16 protein-coding genes are annotated in these 13,428 nt (G+C 66.7%); 4 read left to right on the forward strand and 12 right to left on the reverse strand.

From position 1 onward, the window contains the following. Nucleotides 1-58: 58 nt before the first annotated feature. Entirely contained in the window at nt 59-379 is a 321-nt protein-coding gene (locus AC5P8R_RS17475; RefSeq protein ID WP_005419816.1) for a DMT family transporter, read from the reverse strand. A gap of 167 nt (nt 380-546) precedes the next feature. Further along, the gene (gene speD, locus AC5P8R_RS17480; protein ID WP_014648662.1) at nt 547-1,341 is read right to left on the reverse strand and encodes an adenosylmethionine decarboxylase; all 795 of its coding nucleotides are present in this window, start codon (nt 1,339-1,341) and stop codon (nt 547-549) included. Between the two features lie 149 nt (nt 1,342-1,490). Here speD and crp point away from each other — a divergent pair, with 149 nt between their 5' ends. After that, a complete protein-coding gene (gene crp, locus AC5P8R_RS17485; protein ID WP_010482649.1) occupies nt 1,491-2,180 on the forward strand; it encodes a cAMP-activated global transcriptional regulator CRP in 690 nt (229 codons plus the stop codon). 62 nt (nt 2,181-2,242) lie between these two features. Continuing rightward, nucleotides 2,243-3,004 carry a sulfite exporter TauE/SafE family protein gene (locus AC5P8R_RS17490; protein WP_014648664.1) on the forward strand — a complete coding sequence of 254 codons (762 nt, stop codon included), beginning with the start codon at nt 2,243-2,245 and terminating at the stop codon, nt 3,002-3,004. A 112-nt stretch (nt 3,005-3,116) separates the two neighbouring features. On the opposite strand, the gene AC5P8R_RS17495 is transcribed toward AC5P8R_RS17490, so the two are convergent. The 10 genes from AC5P8R_RS17495 to AC5P8R_RS17540 all read right to left on the reverse strand — a co-directional run bounded on the left by AC5P8R_RS17495 (nt 3,117) and on the right by AC5P8R_RS17540 (nt 11,702). Then, nucleotides 3,117-3,833, reverse strand: coding sequence for a haloacid dehalogenase-like hydrolase (locus tag AC5P8R_RS17495; protein WP_005419826.1), 717 nt, complete (start codon nt 3,831-3,833; stop codon nt 3,117-3,119). Next, complete coding sequence (gene trpC, locus AC5P8R_RS17500) at nt 3,830-4,624, reverse strand: indole-3-glycerol phosphate synthase TrpC (RefSeq protein WP_014648666.1); 795 nt, start codon at nt 4,622-4,624, stop codon at nt 3,830-3,832. The genes AC5P8R_RS17495 and trpC overlap by 4 nt, the downstream gene beginning before the upstream one ends. Before the next feature lie 74 nt (nt 4,625-4,698). Continuing rightward, entirely contained in the window at nt 4,699-5,730 is a 1,032-nt protein-coding gene (gene trpD / locus AC5P8R_RS17505; RefSeq protein WP_014648667.1) for an anthranilate phosphoribosyltransferase, read from the reverse strand. A 16-nt stretch (nt 5,731-5,746) separates the two neighbouring features. Beyond that, nucleotides 5,747-6,334, reverse strand: coding sequence for an anthranilate synthase component II (locus AC5P8R_RS17510; RefSeq protein WP_014648668.1), 588 nt, complete (start codon nt 6,332-6,334; stop codon nt 5,747-5,749). Nucleotides 6,335-6,336: 2 nt separating this feature from the next. After that, nucleotides 6,337-7,116, reverse strand: a complete 780-nt coding sequence (locus AC5P8R_RS17515; RefSeq protein WP_014648669.1) for an SIMPL domain-containing protein — start codon at nt 7,114-7,116, stop codon at nt 6,337-6,339. 67 nt (nt 7,117-7,183) lie between these two features. Then, entirely contained in the window at nt 7,184-8,659 is a 1,476-nt protein-coding gene (trpE, locus tag AC5P8R_RS17520) for an anthranilate synthase component I (protein WP_014648670.1), read from the reverse strand. A gap of 299 nt (nt 8,660-8,958) precedes the next feature. After that, on the reverse strand, nt 8,959-9,888 hold the full coding sequence (gene yegS / locus AC5P8R_RS17525) for a lipid kinase YegS (RefSeq protein WP_014648671.1): 930 nt from the start codon (nt 9,886-9,888) through the stop codon (nt 8,959-8,961). A 254-nt stretch (nt 9,889-10,142) separates the two neighbouring features. Next, nucleotides 10,143-10,625 (reverse strand): GNAT family N-acetyltransferase, encoded by a 483-nt coding sequence (locus AC5P8R_RS17530; RefSeq protein ID WP_014648672.1) that lies wholly within the window; start codon nt 10,623-10,625, stop codon nt 10,143-10,145. Nucleotides 10,626-10,637: 12 nt separating this feature from the next. Continuing rightward, nucleotides 10,638-11,315: a ribulose-phosphate 3-epimerase gene (rpe, locus tag AC5P8R_RS17535; protein WP_006474082.1), complete on the reverse strand. Its 678-nt coding sequence runs from the start codon at nt 11,313-11,315 to the stop codon at nt 10,638-10,640. A gap of 57 nt (nt 11,316-11,372) precedes the next feature. Further along, complete coding sequence (locus AC5P8R_RS17540) at nt 11,373-11,702, reverse strand: J domain-containing protein (RefSeq protein ID WP_005411327.1); 330 nt, start codon at nt 11,700-11,702, stop codon at nt 11,373-11,375. Nucleotides 11,703-11,846: 144 nt separating this feature from the next. Between AC5P8R_RS17540 and AC5P8R_RS17545 the strand changes: the two genes are divergently transcribed. Both AC5P8R_RS17545 and AC5P8R_RS17550 read left to right on the forward strand, forming a co-directional pair. Further along, nucleotides 11,847-12,773, forward strand: a complete 927-nt coding sequence (locus AC5P8R_RS17545; RefSeq protein ID WP_014648673.1) for a phosphoribosylaminoimidazolesuccinocarboxamide synthase — start codon at nt 11,847-11,849, stop codon at nt 12,771-12,773. A gap of 146 nt (nt 12,774-12,919) precedes the next feature. Beyond that, nucleotides 12,920-13,405 (forward strand): Mpo1 family 2-hydroxy fatty acid dioxygenase, encoded by a 486-nt coding sequence (locus AC5P8R_RS17550; protein ID WP_014648674.1) that lies wholly within the window; start codon nt 12,920-12,922, stop codon nt 13,403-13,405. Nucleotides 13,406-13,428: the final 23 nt, after the last annotated feature.

Genomic DNA, 13,428 nt, shown 5'->3' on the forward strand with positions numbered 1-13,428 from the left:
CCTACCAGGAGGTGCGGGGGGGGCGACGGTGGGGCCCGACCGTTGGTCGGGCCATCAATCAGTTGGGCGAGACCAGCTTCAGGCCGATCACACCGGCTACGATCAGGCCCACGCAGGCCAGGCGGGCCGGCGACGCACTGTCGTTGAACAGATAGATGCCCAGCACCGCCACGCCCATGGCGCCGATGCCGGTCCAGATCGCGTAGGCGGTGCCGACCGGGATGCTCTTCATCGCCTGGCTCATCAGGTACAGGCTGATCAGGGCGGACACCACCGTGGCAACGGTGGGCAGGGGTTTGCTGAAGCCTTCGGAGTACTTCATTCCGAGGGCGAAACCGATCTCGAACAGGCCGGCCAGCAGCAGATAGATCCAGGGCATGGGTGGGGGCTCCTTACCTTTTTGGGAAAAACGAAACGGCCCGGTGTTTTCACACCGGGCCGTGGGTCGGTACATCACCGTGGAACTGTAACGCGTGCGGGGCACTGGTTCCACGGGGCGGGTCGTCCCGCCTGGGCGGCGATGCCTGCGGGCATCGCACATGGGGCTTACTCGGACAGGTTCCGGCCGTGGAACAGCTCTTCGATCTCGCGCTTGAGCAGCGCTTCGATCTTCATGCGTTCCTTGAACGACAGGTTCTTGGCCTTTTCCTCGAACAGGTACTGGTCCAGGTCGAAGTCCTTCAGGTGCATCTTCGTGTGGAAGATGTTTTCCTGGTAGACGTTGACGTCGAACATCTCGTAACGCGACTTGATGTTCTTGGCCAGGAAGTTCTGGATCGAGTTGATCTTGTGATCGATGTAATGCTTCTTGCCCTTCACATCGCGGGTGAAGCCACGGACACGGTAGTCCATGATCACGATGTCCGATTCCAGGCTCTCGATCAGGTAGTTCAGGGCCTTCAGCGGCGAAATGACGCCACAGGTCGCCACGTCGATGTCCGCGCGGAACGTCGCGATGCCTTCCTGCGGATGGGTTTCCGGGTAGGTATGGACAGTGATGTGGCTCTTGTCCATGTGCGCGACCACGGCGTCGGGAATCAGTTCCTTGCCGGCCTGCTTCTTGTCGATCACCGGCTCTTCGGAGATCAGGATGGTCACCGAGGCACCCTGCGGGTCGTAGTCCTGGCGGGCCACGTTCAGGATGTTGGCGCCGATGATCTCGGCGACATCGGTCAAGATTTGAGTCAGCCTGTCGGCGTTGTACTCTTCATCGATGTATTCAATGTAACGCTGACGCTCCTCTTCGGTGCGCGCGTAACACACGTCATAGATGTTGAAGCTCAGCGCCTTGGTGAGGTTGTTGAAACCCTGCAGCCTCAGGCGAGGCAACGGCTTGACCACGGCGGTCGATTCCTGTGTAAGAAGGGAAAGGGGGAATTATGGGGCAAACTGCCCCCGGGGGGAACGTGAAGACGCAAGAGTTCTGGCACACTGTTTGCCCTTAACAATTGCGCTGGTTAAGCTCCGCTATCGACCCCGTGAATCCGTTCATGCGCAGAGGGAGCGCCCCTATCGTGTCAACCGTGCGCCTAGCTAGCAGTCCACTGGCCCTGGATATCGCCACAATCGATCGTTTCCTGGCGCACAGCCACAGGCGGCGATATCCCACCCGTACCGACGTCTTCCGACCCGGTGACCCGGCGGGAACCCTGTATTACGTCATCAGCGGCTCGGTTTCGATCATGGCCGAGGAAGATGACGATCGCGAGCTTGTGCTGGGCTACTTCGGTGCCGGCGAGTTCGTCGGCGAGATGGGCCTGTTCGTCGAATCGGACCGCCGCGAGGTGATCCTGCGGACCCGTACCGCCTGCGAGCTGGCTGAAATCAGCTACGAGCGCCTGCATCAGCTGTTCCTCGGCCCGCTGTCGGCCGACGCCCCGCGCCTGCTGTACGCGCTGGGCCAGCAGATCTCCAAGCGCCTGCTCGACACCAGCCGCAAGGCCAGCCGCCTGGCATTCCTGGACGTTACCGACCGGATCGTGCGCACCCTGCACGACCTGGCGCAGGAACCGGAGGCGATGAGCCATCCGCAGGGCAGCCAGCTGCGCGTCTCCCGCCAGGAGCTGGCACGCCTGGTCGGCTGCTCGCGGGAAATGGCCGGCCGCGTGCTGAAGAAGCTGCAGACCGACGGCCTGCTGCATGCCCGTGGCAAGACCGTGGTGCTGTACGGCACCCGTTGACCGTTGAGCACCCGGTGGGTGCGGACCTTGGTCCGCACTCCTTCGCGCGCTAGGCTCGGGGCATGGAACTGAGCAGCGAATTCTGGTGGTTCATCCTCATCGGCCTGGGCGCACAGCTGGTCGACGGCGCGCTGGGCATGGCGTTCGGCCTGGTGTCTTCGTCGGTGATGCTGAGCATGGGCCTGCCCCCGGCGCAGGTCAGCGCCAGCATCCACACCGCTGAAGTGTTCACCACTGGCGCCTCGGGTGTGTCGCACCTCGCAGCCGGAAATGTCGAGAAGCGCCTGTTCCTGCGCCTGGCCCTGCCTGGCGCGGTGGGCGGTGCCGTGGGCGCGTACGTGCTCACGCAGATCCCGGGCGAGATCATCCGGCCACTGATCTACCTGTACCTGCTGGTGCTGGCGATCATCATCCTGGCCCGCGCGGCCGGACGCTGGATGCCCAAGGGCGAGATCCGCCGGGTACCGGTGCTGGGCTTCTTCGCGGGCCTGCTCGACGCCAGCGGTGGCGGCGGCTGGGGGCCGATCGCCACGTCCACCCTGCTCGCCCGGGGTGGCCAGGCGCGCACCACGATCGGCACGGTCAATGCGGCGGAGTTCGTGGTCACGCTGACGGTGTCGGCGACCTTCCTGCTGTCGATGGGGGTGCAGCACCTGCAGATCGTCGCCGGCCTGCTGATCGGCGGCATGATGGCCGCGCCGGTAGCGGCCATCCTGGTCAAGCGGGTGAAGGAGCGCTGGGTGCTGGTGGCCGTCGGCGTGCTGGTGCTGGGGATCAGCCTGTTCCAGATTGGCCACGCGGTGTACGGGCACCTGTACCGCTGAGCGTTTGCCGGCCAGCGGCCGGCACTACCGGGACAGAGAAGCGCCGGCACAACCGCGACGGAGAGGGGTAGTGCCGGCCGCTGGCCGGCAGATCCATCACCGTGCGGCGGGATCAGGCCTTGTCGCCGCCCCGGTCCACGCAACCCCAGTTGAGGATGCGGGTGCCCGCCGGCAGCACGCGGCGGAAGAACGCCACCCGGCCCGGCTTCGGGTTCACCACTACCGGCGCCTTGGCTGCCAGCAGCAGCGGCAGGTCGGCGGTGCTGTCGGAATAGGCGATATCGATGTCGCCGTAGCCGCGCTCGCGCAGCATGCGCATCTTCTCTTCGTTGTGGCAGTGGCGGGTCGGGCCGACGCCGCCCAGCCGTGGGCCGACCTCGGTGCCGATCACCGGTACGTCCTGGTGGGCCACGAAAGCCAGGATCGCGCGCGCCAGCTCCGGCGGCGCACCTGTGGCAACCACCACGCGGTCACCCTTGGCGCGGTGCGCGGCGAACACCTCCAGCGCCTGCGGCAGCAGCTTGGCGCGCATCTGCGCCTGGTTGCGCAGCACATAGGCGTCGATCACCTTGTTGAAGTCACGCGCACGGTGCAGGCCGAAGCTGCCGATCCACACATAGACCGAGATGCCCGCGCGACGGGTCGGCAGCATCGCCACCATCGGCCCGGCGATCGGCGTGACCAGCAGCGCCGCCAGCATGCGCAGCGGGTTGCGCTTGATCAGCGAGGCGAACAGGTGGGTGCCCGAATCGCCGTCGTACAGGGTGTGGTCGAAGTCGAAGACCACCAGCGGCGCATCCTCGCGCGGCGTTGGATAGTGCGTTGTCATGCCGCGAAGAATAGCTGACGCAGGCCCTCGCCCGGCTCTTCCACGCGCATGAAGGCTTCGCCGACGAGGAAGGCATGGATGCCGGCGTCACGCATCAGCGCCACGTCCTGCGGGCCAAGGATGCCGCTCTCGGTGACCAGCAGGCGGTCACGCGGCACCGCGTTCTGCATCTCCAGCGTGGTCTGCAGCGACACTTCGAACGTGCGCAGGTTGCGGTTGTTGATGCCGATCATCGGCGCCGGCACCTGCAGCGCACGCTCCAGCTCGTCGATGTCGTGCACTTCCACCAGCACGTCCATGCCCAGCGACAGCGCCAGTTCGGACAGCGTGGCCAGCTGGGTGTCGTCCAGCGCGGCGACGATCAGCAGGATGCAGTCGGCGCCCAGCACGCGTGCCTCGTACACCTGGTAGGCGTCGATGACGAAGTCCTTGCGCAGCACCGGCAGCGTGCACGCCTCGCGCGCCTGCTGCAGGTAGGCGTCGGCGCCCTGGAAGAAGTCCACGTCGGTCAGCACCGACAGGCAGCTGGCGCCGCCGAACTCGTAGCTGACGGCGATGTCGGCCGGGCGGAAGTCCGGGCGGATGACGCCCTTGGACGGGCTGGCCTTCTTCACCTCGGCGATCACCGCTGGATCGCCGTTGGCCACCGCCGCCTGCAAGGCGCGCACAAAGCCACGTACCGGCGGGGCGCCGGCCACGGCGGCCTGCAGCGCCTCGAGCGGGCGCTGGGCGCGGCGCTGGGCCACTTCTTCGGCCTTGCGGGCCAGGATCGTCTGCAGGATGTCGCTCATCGTCTTCGGTTCGGTGCGGGGGCGGTGAGGACGGCCATTATCGGCCATCGACGGGGTCAGGCTGAACCGCGCGCTCAGGCAACCAGCGCGCGGGTGGTCTCAACATACTGCTGCAGGCGCTGGCGGGCACTGCCGCTGGCGATGGCGGCACGGGCGCGGGCCAGGCCGTCGCCGATGTCGCTGGCCACGCCGGCAACGTACAGCGCGGCGCCGGCATTCAACGCAACGATGTCCAGCGCCGGGCCGGGCTCATTGTCCAGTACCGCGCGCAGCATCTGGATGGACTGCTCCGGGCTGTCCACGCGCAGGTTGCGGCTGGCCGACATGGCGATGCCGAAGTCCTCCGGGTGGATCTCGAACTCGCGCACCTTGCCGTCGCGCAGTTCGCCCACCAGCGTGCCGGCACCCAGCGAGATCTCGTCCATGTTGTCGCGGCCCCAGACCACCATGGCGCGCTCGGTGCCCAGCTCGCGCAGCACGCGGGCCTGGATGCCCACCAGATCGGGATGGAACACGCCCATCAGCACCGACGGCGCGCTGGCCGGATTGGTCAGCGGGCCGAGGATGTTGAAGATGGTGCGCACGCCCATCTCGCGGCGTACCGGCGCAACGACCTTCATCGACGGATGGTGGATCGGCGCGAACATGAAACCGATGCCGGTCTGCTCGATGGCGGCGGCCACCTGATCCGGCTGCAGTTCGATCACCGCGCCCAGCGCTTCCAGCGCGTCGGCACTGCCGGACTTGGAAGACACGCTGCGGTTGCCATGCTTGGCCACGCGCGCGCCGGCGGCGGCCGCGACGAACATCGCGCAGGTGGAGATGTTGAAGGTGTGCGAGCCATCGCCACCGGTACCGACGATATCAACCAGGTTGGAGGTATCGGCCACCGGCACTGGCCGGGCGAATTCACGCATCACGGTGGCCGCCGCGGCGATCTCGTCCACGGTCTCCTTCTTCACGCGCAGCCCGGTCAGGATCGCCGCGGTCATCATCGGCGAGACGTCGCCGCGCATGATCTGCCGCATCAGGTCGACCATTTCGTCGAAGAAGATTTCGCGGTGTTCGATGGTGCGATGCAGGGCTTCCTGGGGGGAGAAGCTCATGGGAATGCTCCTTGGATCAGGCCGCCGGCCGCTGCAGGAAATTGCGCAGCAGGGCGTGGCCGTGTTCGGTGAGGATGGATTCGGGATGGAACTGCACGCCCTCCACCGGGAACTGGCGGTGGCGCAGGCCCATGATCTCTTCGATCGAGCCGTCGTCGTTCTCGGTCCAGGCAGTCACTTCCAGGCAGTCCGGCAGACTGTTCTTGTCCACCACCAGCGAGTGGTAGCGGGTGGCCTGGTAGCGGTCCGGCAGGCCGGCGAACACGCCCTTGCCTTCATGGCGGATCGGCGAGGTCTTGCCGTGCATGATGTTGCCGGCACGGATGACCGTGCCGCCGTAGACCTGGCCGATGCCCTGGTGGCCCAGGCACACGCCGAGGATCGGCGTGGTCGGGCCCAGGCGCTGGATCAGCTCCAGCGACACGCCCGCTTCGTTGGGCGTGCACGGGCCGGGCGAAATGACAATGCGCTCGGGCTTCTGCGCGGCGATCTCGTCCACGCTCATCGCATCGTTGCGCACCACCTTCACCTCGGCGCCCAGCGTCTGCAGGTACTGCACGAGGTTGTAGGTGAAGCTGTCGTAGTTGTCGATCATCCACAACATGGTCAGGTTCCGTCGCTTATCAGGAAAATGGCGTACACGTTTTCGGTGTAGGTGATGGGGCCGGCTTCAATGGATTCGGGCTCAGCGGGCGCGGGCGCGGAGGCGGGCGCGTAGCTGCCGGTCACCGAGATCCTGTCGAGGTCCCCGCCGTCCTCGCCCTGCTGCGGCCATTGCCCGGCCCGGATGCCGTAGGCGAAGTCCGGCGCCACATCGGAGATGCTGTACAGGCCACGCACTCTTGTTCCATAGGCCTTGGCCAGGCCCTGCGCGGACTCGCGGGTCTGGGCCGCTGCCTCGCCCTTGAGTTCGCGGCGCAGCGCCACTTCGCCCGAATAGGTCGGCGCCAGGCTGCTCACCTGTACGTTCTCGTTGGCCTTCAACGCCCCCAGCACATCCTGCATCGCCTTCACGCTGGCGAAGCTGGCACGCAGTTGGCGCGATACGCGGGTACCGATGAAGACCTGCCGGTTCTGCTCATAGCGCGTGGCCGGGCCGATCCGCAGGTTGTCCGCACGCACGCTGCCCTCCACCGCCTTGTGCTGCTTGAACAGTGCCAGCACGCGGGCAACGTTGTCCTGCACGCGGCGGCGCGCGGCGTCGGCGTCCATGTCGGTCTCTTCGATGTTCAACTGCAGGCCGAACCGGTCCGGCATCACCGTGCGGCTGCCCTGCCCCTTCACCAGCAGGTGCGGCTGCGAGGGAATCGTGTTGGCCTGCGCCCACGCAGACGGGGCCATCGTGGCCAGCAGTGACGACCACAGCAATGCGCTCAGCAGCTTCATGCGGTACTCCTTGTCTTGAATGGGAACAGCGGAAGGTGCCGCGGCGCAGGCCACGGCACGGGGAGGATCACAAGCCCTTGGCGGCCTGGGCGACGGCGCGGAACAGCGCGCGGCCCTTGTTCATCGTCTCGTCCCATTCCTTGTCCGGGTCCGAGTCGTAGACGATGCCGGCACCGGCCTGCACATACAGGCGGCCATCCTTGATCACCGCGGTGCGGATCGCGATCGCGGTATCGGCATCGCCGTGCCAGCCGATGTAGCCGATGCTGCCGGCGTAGACATTGCGCTTGATCGGTTCCAGCTCGCGGATCACTTCCAGCGCGCGGATCTTCGGCGCGCCGCTGACCGTGCCGGCCGGGAAGGTGGCACGCAGCACGTCGGCATAGCTCAGGCCCGGCTGCAGCTGCCCGGTCACTTCGCTGACGATGTGCATCACGTGGCTGTAGCGTTCGATCACGAACTGCTCGCCCACCTCCACGGTACCTGCCTTCGAGACGCGGCCGGCATCGTTGCGGCCGAGGTCGATCAGCATCAGGTGCTCGGCGCGTTCCTTCGGATCTGCCAGCAGCTCGGCTTCCAGCGCCAGGTCCAGCTCGGGCGTGGCGCCACGCGGGCGGGTGCCGGCGATCGGGCGCACGGTGACTTCGCCATCCTGAAGGCGTACCAGGATTTCCGGCGATGAACCGACCACCTGCAGGTCGCCGACATCCAGGAAGTACATGTACGGCGACGGGTTCAGTGCACGCAGCGCGCGGTACACGTCCACCGGGCGCGCCTTGAACGGCACGCTCAGGCGCTGGCTGAGCACCACCTGGAAGATGTCACCGGCGCGGATGTATTCCTTGCTGCGCTGGACCGCATCGACGAACCCTTCGCGGGTGAAACCGGAGACGAAGTCGGACTCGTCCAGCACGTCGCTGTTGAGCGGCGCCGGATAGCCGGCACCCGGTGCACGCAGCTTGGCAGTCAGTGCATCCAGGCGCGCCTGCGCCTGTTCGAAAGCGCCCTCGACCCGCGGGTCGGCGTGCACGATCAGGTACAGCCGGCCCTTGAGATTGTCGAACACCGCCAGCTCGTTGGAGTCCAGCAGCAGGATGTCCGGCGTGCCCAGCTCATCGCGGCCGGCCGGCGGGGCCAGGCGCGGCTCGATGTAACCGATGCACTCGAAACCGAACCAGCCGACCAGGCCACCGGTGAAGCCCGGCAGGCCTTCCAGCTTCGGCACCGAGTGGGCGCTGCGCAGCGCCTCGACCTCGGCGAACGGGTCGGCCACTTCGCGGGTGTCCACCACCTGGCCGTCTTCGCGCACGGTCAGCGTGTGGCCATGGAAGGCGTACACGCGACGCGCCGGCAGGCCGATGATCGAGTAACGACCAAAGCGCTCGCCGCCTTCGACGGATTCAAACAGGTAGGTATTGGGGCCGTCGGCGAGCTTCAGATAGACCGAAAGCGGCGTGTCCAGGTCGGACAGCACTTCACGGACGACGGGAATATGGGTGTGGCCTTCAGCGGCCTGCTGCTGAAACTGAGCGTGCGAGTTCAAGACGACTTTCCTTCCGGGACACAGCGTTATGGGGGCGGACGACGGCAACGGGCCACCATCGCCACCAACGGCGTGCGGAAGAAAGGGTATGCGGGGTCGTCAGGCTGGACACCCCCTGACTGTATCGCAGCCGGGGCGGGAGGGGAACCCTGGGAAACTGAACCACGGGACGGGCGGGGCCGGCCGCGGGGACCGGTGGCGCGGACCGGTAGAGTCGACTGTTGGTCGACTTGCGCGCGTAGCGCGGGGTTTTACGCCGTCGGAACGAAAAGCAGTCGACCAACAGTCGACTTTACCCCCTACCCGGCCAGCAACGGGCATCCGGTCGGCAGGTGCATCCGCACCCTGCCCGGCACGCACGCGATGCGGAACTGGCGGGCCTGCACCGGTTCGCCGTCCAGGTTGAGGGTCAGCGCCTTCGGTGCGTCGATCTGCAGCCACGGCAGCCGCGCGCGCGTGGCCAGCTGTTCGAGCGCCGCCTGGGTGCCCGACTTCAGCATCTGGCCGAGCGTGGCGGTGACCTCACCTTCCAGTTCCGGAAGCACGGTGACATCCAGCAGCCCATCGTCGATCACGGCCTGCGGGCACAACTGCTGGCCACCGCCGGCCTGCCGGCCATTGCCGATGCCCAGGGCGATGAAGTCGCCTTCCCACGCGAAATCCGGGCCGGACAGCCGCGCGGTGATCGGCTCGATGCGGCCCAGCTTGGCGATGCCGGTGATCACATAGGCCAGCCCGCCCAGCATCTTCTTCAGGCCGGCATCGGTCTCCACCGTCACCTGCGTGCCGAAGCCACCGCTGGCGAGGTTGGCGCACCACCAGGGCGTGCCATCGGCATCCACGCGCAGCAGATCGATGGCACGCGGCGTGGTTTGTCCGATCAACGCAAACGCGCCCTCAGGCTCGGTCGGAATACCCGCAGCCGTGGCGAAATCGTTGGCGGTCCCCATCGGGATCAGCGCCAGCGAGGGCAGCGCATCCGCCGCTTCCTCACGATGCGCCAGGGTTTCGGCCACCGCGCTGAGCGTGCCATCGCCACCGGCGGCAACGATCACGTCCACGCCATGATCGATGGCCTCGGCCACGTAGCGTTCGGCGTCACCGTCCTCCCAGGTCACCCGCACGTCCAGCTGCACGCCCTGCCCGCGCCAATGGCCGACAGCCTCGCGCAGTTCCTCGTTGCCTGCGGATTTGCCATTGAGGATCAGGCGCCAGCGCGGGGTGGTCATGCGGTACTTCCAGGAGGGGGTGGCACAGGCTAGCAATGCGCTGTTTGCCCGCGGTGAATGTCACGCAGGTGTCATTCAGTTGCTGGAGAATGGAAGGCCATAGCAGGGACGATGGATGGAGGCAGGATCAGCCTCCCACGCATGCAGCGAGGCCACGCCAGTGATTGGCGTGGCTTTTTTTTGGGGGGGGGTACGCAGGGAGTGCGAACCAAGGTTCGCACCCACCGGGTTGCGGTACGCAGCCACCACACGCCTCACCCGTTGGCGAAATCGTGCAGCGCCTGGCCCTGCAACCGGTAGACGGTCCACTCGTCCTGCGGTTTGGCACCGGCAGCGGTGTAGAACTCGATGGCCGGGGTGTTCCAGTCCAACACCGACCATTCGAAACGGCCGCAGCCCTCGGCCACGGCCTGGCGCGCGATGTACTTCAGCAGTGCCTTGCCGGCGCCCGCACCGCGCTTTTCCTGGCTGACGTAGAGGTCTTCCAGGTAGATGCCCTTGCGGCCCAGCCAGGTGGAATAGTTGTAGAAATACACCGCATAGCCGATGGCCTCGCCGTCGGCTTCGCAGATCAGTGCGCGTGCCGTGGCATCGGGACCAAACAGGCTCTCGGCGATGCCGATCTCATCGGTCTGCACCGAATGCTCGGCCTTCTCGTAGATGGCCAGCTCGCGGATGAAATGCAGGATCAGTCCCGCATCGGCGACGGTGGCCGGGCGGATGTTCAACACGGCCACCGTACTCATGGCTCAGCCCCGTGCCGCAGCGACGTTGGCGCGCATCTGCGCGATCACATCCTGGTAGCTGGTCCTGGCGTTGAAGATGGCCGAACCGGCGACGAAGGTGTCGGCGCCGGCAGCGGCGATCTCGCCGATGTTGTCGGCCTTCACGCCGCCATCGATCTCCAGGCGGATGTCCTTGCCGCTGGCATCGATCATCTTGCGCACCACGCGCAGCTTGTCCAGCGCCGAGGGGATGAAGGCCTGGCCGCCGAAGCCCGGGTTGACCGACATCAGCAGCACCAGGTCCAGGTCATCCAGCACCCAGTCGAGGATGTCCACCGGAGTGGCCGGATTGAGCACGATGCCCGGCTTGCAGCCCAGCGAGCGGATCAGCTGGATGGTGCGGTGCACGTGGCGGCTCGCCTCCGGGTGGAAGCTGATGTAGGTGGCACCGGCCTCGGCGAAGTCCGGGATGATGCGATCCACCGGCTCGACCATCAGGTGCACGTCGATCGGCGCGGTGACGCCGTGCTTGCGCAGCGCCTGGCAGACCATCGGGCCGATGGTCAGGTTCGGCACGTAGTGGTTGTCCATCACGTCGAAGTGGACCCAGTCCGCGCCAGCGGCGAGGACGTTGTCGACTTCCTCGCCGAGGCGGGCGAAGTTGGCGGACAGGATGGAGGGGGCGATGAGGCAGTTGGACATGGCCGGGGCCTTCGGAACGGGGAAAAGGTTCTCCCGCCCGCAGGCGGGACTCTGGAATCAGCGCTTGCGCAGGGTCTTGATGCGGTCGTAGGCGGCATTGATCCGCCGCGACTTCTGCTCGGCCTGCTGCTGCAGCTCGGGGGCGGCACCGCCCAGCTTGTCGGGGTGGTACTGCGAGATCAGCTTGCGGTAGGCGCGCTCGACCTCGGCATCGGTGGCCTCGGAGGTCAGCCCCAGCTCCCGGTACGGGTTCTCCTTGTTCAGGCGGAACCAGTCCGAATCGAAGGCGTGGCCGATCAACAGGCCGACCACCGCGCCGAACAGCGGATTGGGCCGGAACAGCAGGGCGCCGGCGATGAATCCGAGCAGTTTTCCGTACCAGCGCATGGCGCTCCGGGGTCGACCGACGAAATGGACGCTCATTTTACGTCACAGCGGGCCCGGACCGCTTTACACTAGGCCGCCCGCTGGTCAGCGGGCCCGCCGGGTCCGTTGGGCAGCAGCCGTATCGACAACGCCCCAGGAGTGCCCGTGCCAACCACGCTGTTGCAATCCGATCTCCCCGGCCTGCCCTTGCGCCATCGCGGCAAGGTGCGTGATGTGTTCGATATCCCGCGCGAGCGGCTGCCAGCCGGAACCCCGCCGGGCGAGTACCTGCTGATGGTCGCCACCGATCGCCTGTCGGCGTTCGACGTGGTGCTGCCTGACCCGATTCCGGGCAAGGGCGAGATGCTCTGCCAGGTCTCCAACTTCTGGTTCGCCAAGACCGCGCACCTGATGCCCAACCACCTGACCGGCATCGACGTGGCCAGCGTGCTGCCCGAAGGCGTGGACCCGGCCCTGTACGCCAAGCGTGCGGTGGTCACCCGCAAGCTGAAGCCGGTGCCGGTGGAAGCGATCGCCCGCGGCTACCTGATCGGCAGCGGCTGGAAGGACTACCAGCGCACCGGCAAGGTCAGCGGCATCGACCTGCCCGACGGCCTGCGCCAGGCCGAGCAGCTGCCGGAGCCGATCTTCACCCCCTCGACCAAGGCCGCCGTCGGCGACCATGACGAGAACATCGATTTCGATGCGATGGTGAAGCAGGTCGGTGCGGAACTGGCCGAGCGCGTGCGCGACGCCACCCTGCGCATCTACAAGTTCGCGGCCGATTACGCCCGCGAGCGCGGCATCATCCTGGCCGATACCAAGTTCGAGTTCGGTACCGACGCCGATGGCCGCCTGTACATCATGGACGAGATGCTGACGCCGGATTCCTCCCGTTACTGGCCGGCCGACGAATACGAAGTGGGCACCAGCCCGCCGAGCTACGACAAGCAGTTCGTGCGCGATTACCTGGAGACGCTGGACTGGGGCAAGACCGCCCCGGGCCCGAGCATCCCGGCCGAGATCATCGAGCGCACCCGCGCCAAGTACGCCGAGGCGCTGCAGCGCCTGGCCGGGATCAGCGTCGACTGATCCCCCCGCGTCCCCCCGGCCGGAAAGGCGGGGGGCGCTCTGATCGCGGTAGTGCCGGCCGCTGGCCGGCAACCTCGCGAACTCGGCTATGCTCTGGAGTGCCGGCCAGCGGCCGGCACTACCGTTGCCCGAGGAAGCGACGCAGCATGCAGACATCCACCCAGCTTGCGCGGCCGATCGACCGCTATTTCGCCAGCTACTCCGACGACCACCGCAATGTGATCAACCAGCGCATCCACGTGGTGGCGGTCCCGGCGATCCTGTGGTCGGTGGTGGCCCTGCTGTGGTGCCTGCCGCCGCTGATCACCTGGTTCCAGTACGGCATCTGGTCGGCGTTGGCGATGTTCAGCGCGTGGTGCTTCTACAACAAGCTGTCGCGCCCGCTGGGCATCGGCATGCTCATCCAGTTCTTCGTGTTCGGCTGCCTGTGCCGGCTGCTGGAGGCCGAGATCGGCCTGCAGGCCCTGCGCTGGCTGGCGGTGGGCGTGTTCGTGGTGGCCTGGATCGCGCAGTTCATCGGCCACAAGTTCGAGGGCCGCAAGCCCAGCTTCCTGACCGACCTGACCTACCTGCTGATCGGCCCGGCCTGGGTGATGGCCAAGTTCTACCGCAAGCTGGACTGGCGCTACTGACCTGGCGGCGGCCGACAGCGGCC

It is taken from the genome of Stenotrophomonas sp. YJH_SMC_73 (genome assembly GCF_059370155.1).

Excerpts from the sequence above, each read along its gene's own strand:
- AC5P8R_RS17510 (WP_014648668.1), bottom strand. The coding sequence starts at position 6,334 with ATGTTGTGGATGATCGACAACTACGACAGCTTCACCTACAACCTCGTG.
- rpe (WP_006474082.1), bottom strand. The coding sequence starts at position 11,315 with ATGTCCAACTGCCTCATCGCCCCCTCCATCCTGTCCGCCAACTTCGCC.
- trpC (WP_014648666.1), bottom strand. The coding sequence starts at position 4,624 with ATGAGCGACATCCTGCAGACGATCCTGGCCCGCAAGGCCGAAGAAGTG.
- trpD (WP_014648667.1), bottom strand. The coding sequence starts at position 5,730 with ATGAGCTTCTCCCCCCAGGAAGCCCTGCATCGCACCATCGAACACCGC.
- AC5P8R_RS17550 (WP_014648674.1), top strand. The coding sequence starts at position 12,920 with ATGCAGACATCCACCCAGCTTGCGCGGCCGATCGACCGCTATTTCGCC.
- yegS (WP_014648671.1), bottom strand. The coding sequence starts at position 9,888 with ATGACCACCCCGCGCTGGCGCCTGATCCTCAATGGCAAATCCGCAGGC.
- AC5P8R_RS17490 (WP_014648664.1), top strand. The coding sequence starts at position 2,243 with ATGGAACTGAGCAGCGAATTCTGGTGGTTCATCCTCATCGGCCTGGGC.
- AC5P8R_RS17540 (WP_005411327.1), bottom strand. The coding sequence starts at position 11,702 with ATGCGCTGGTACGGAAAACTGCTCGGATTCATCGCCGGCGCCCTGCTG.
- AC5P8R_RS17475 (WP_005419816.1), bottom strand. The coding sequence starts at position 379 with ATGCCCTGGATCTATCTGCTGCTGGCCGGCCTGTTCGAGATCGGTTTC.
- AC5P8R_RS17515 (WP_014648669.1), bottom strand. The coding sequence starts at position 7,116 with ATGAAGCTGCTGAGCGCATTGCTGTGGTCGTCACTGCTGGCCACGATG.
- crp (WP_010482649.1), top strand. The coding sequence starts at position 1,491 with ATGCGCAGAGGGAGCGCCCCTATCGTGTCAACCGTGCGCCTAGCTAGC.
- AC5P8R_RS17495 (WP_005419826.1), bottom strand. The coding sequence starts at position 3,833 with ATGACAACGCACTATCCAACGCCGCGCGAGGATGCGCCGCTGGTGGTC.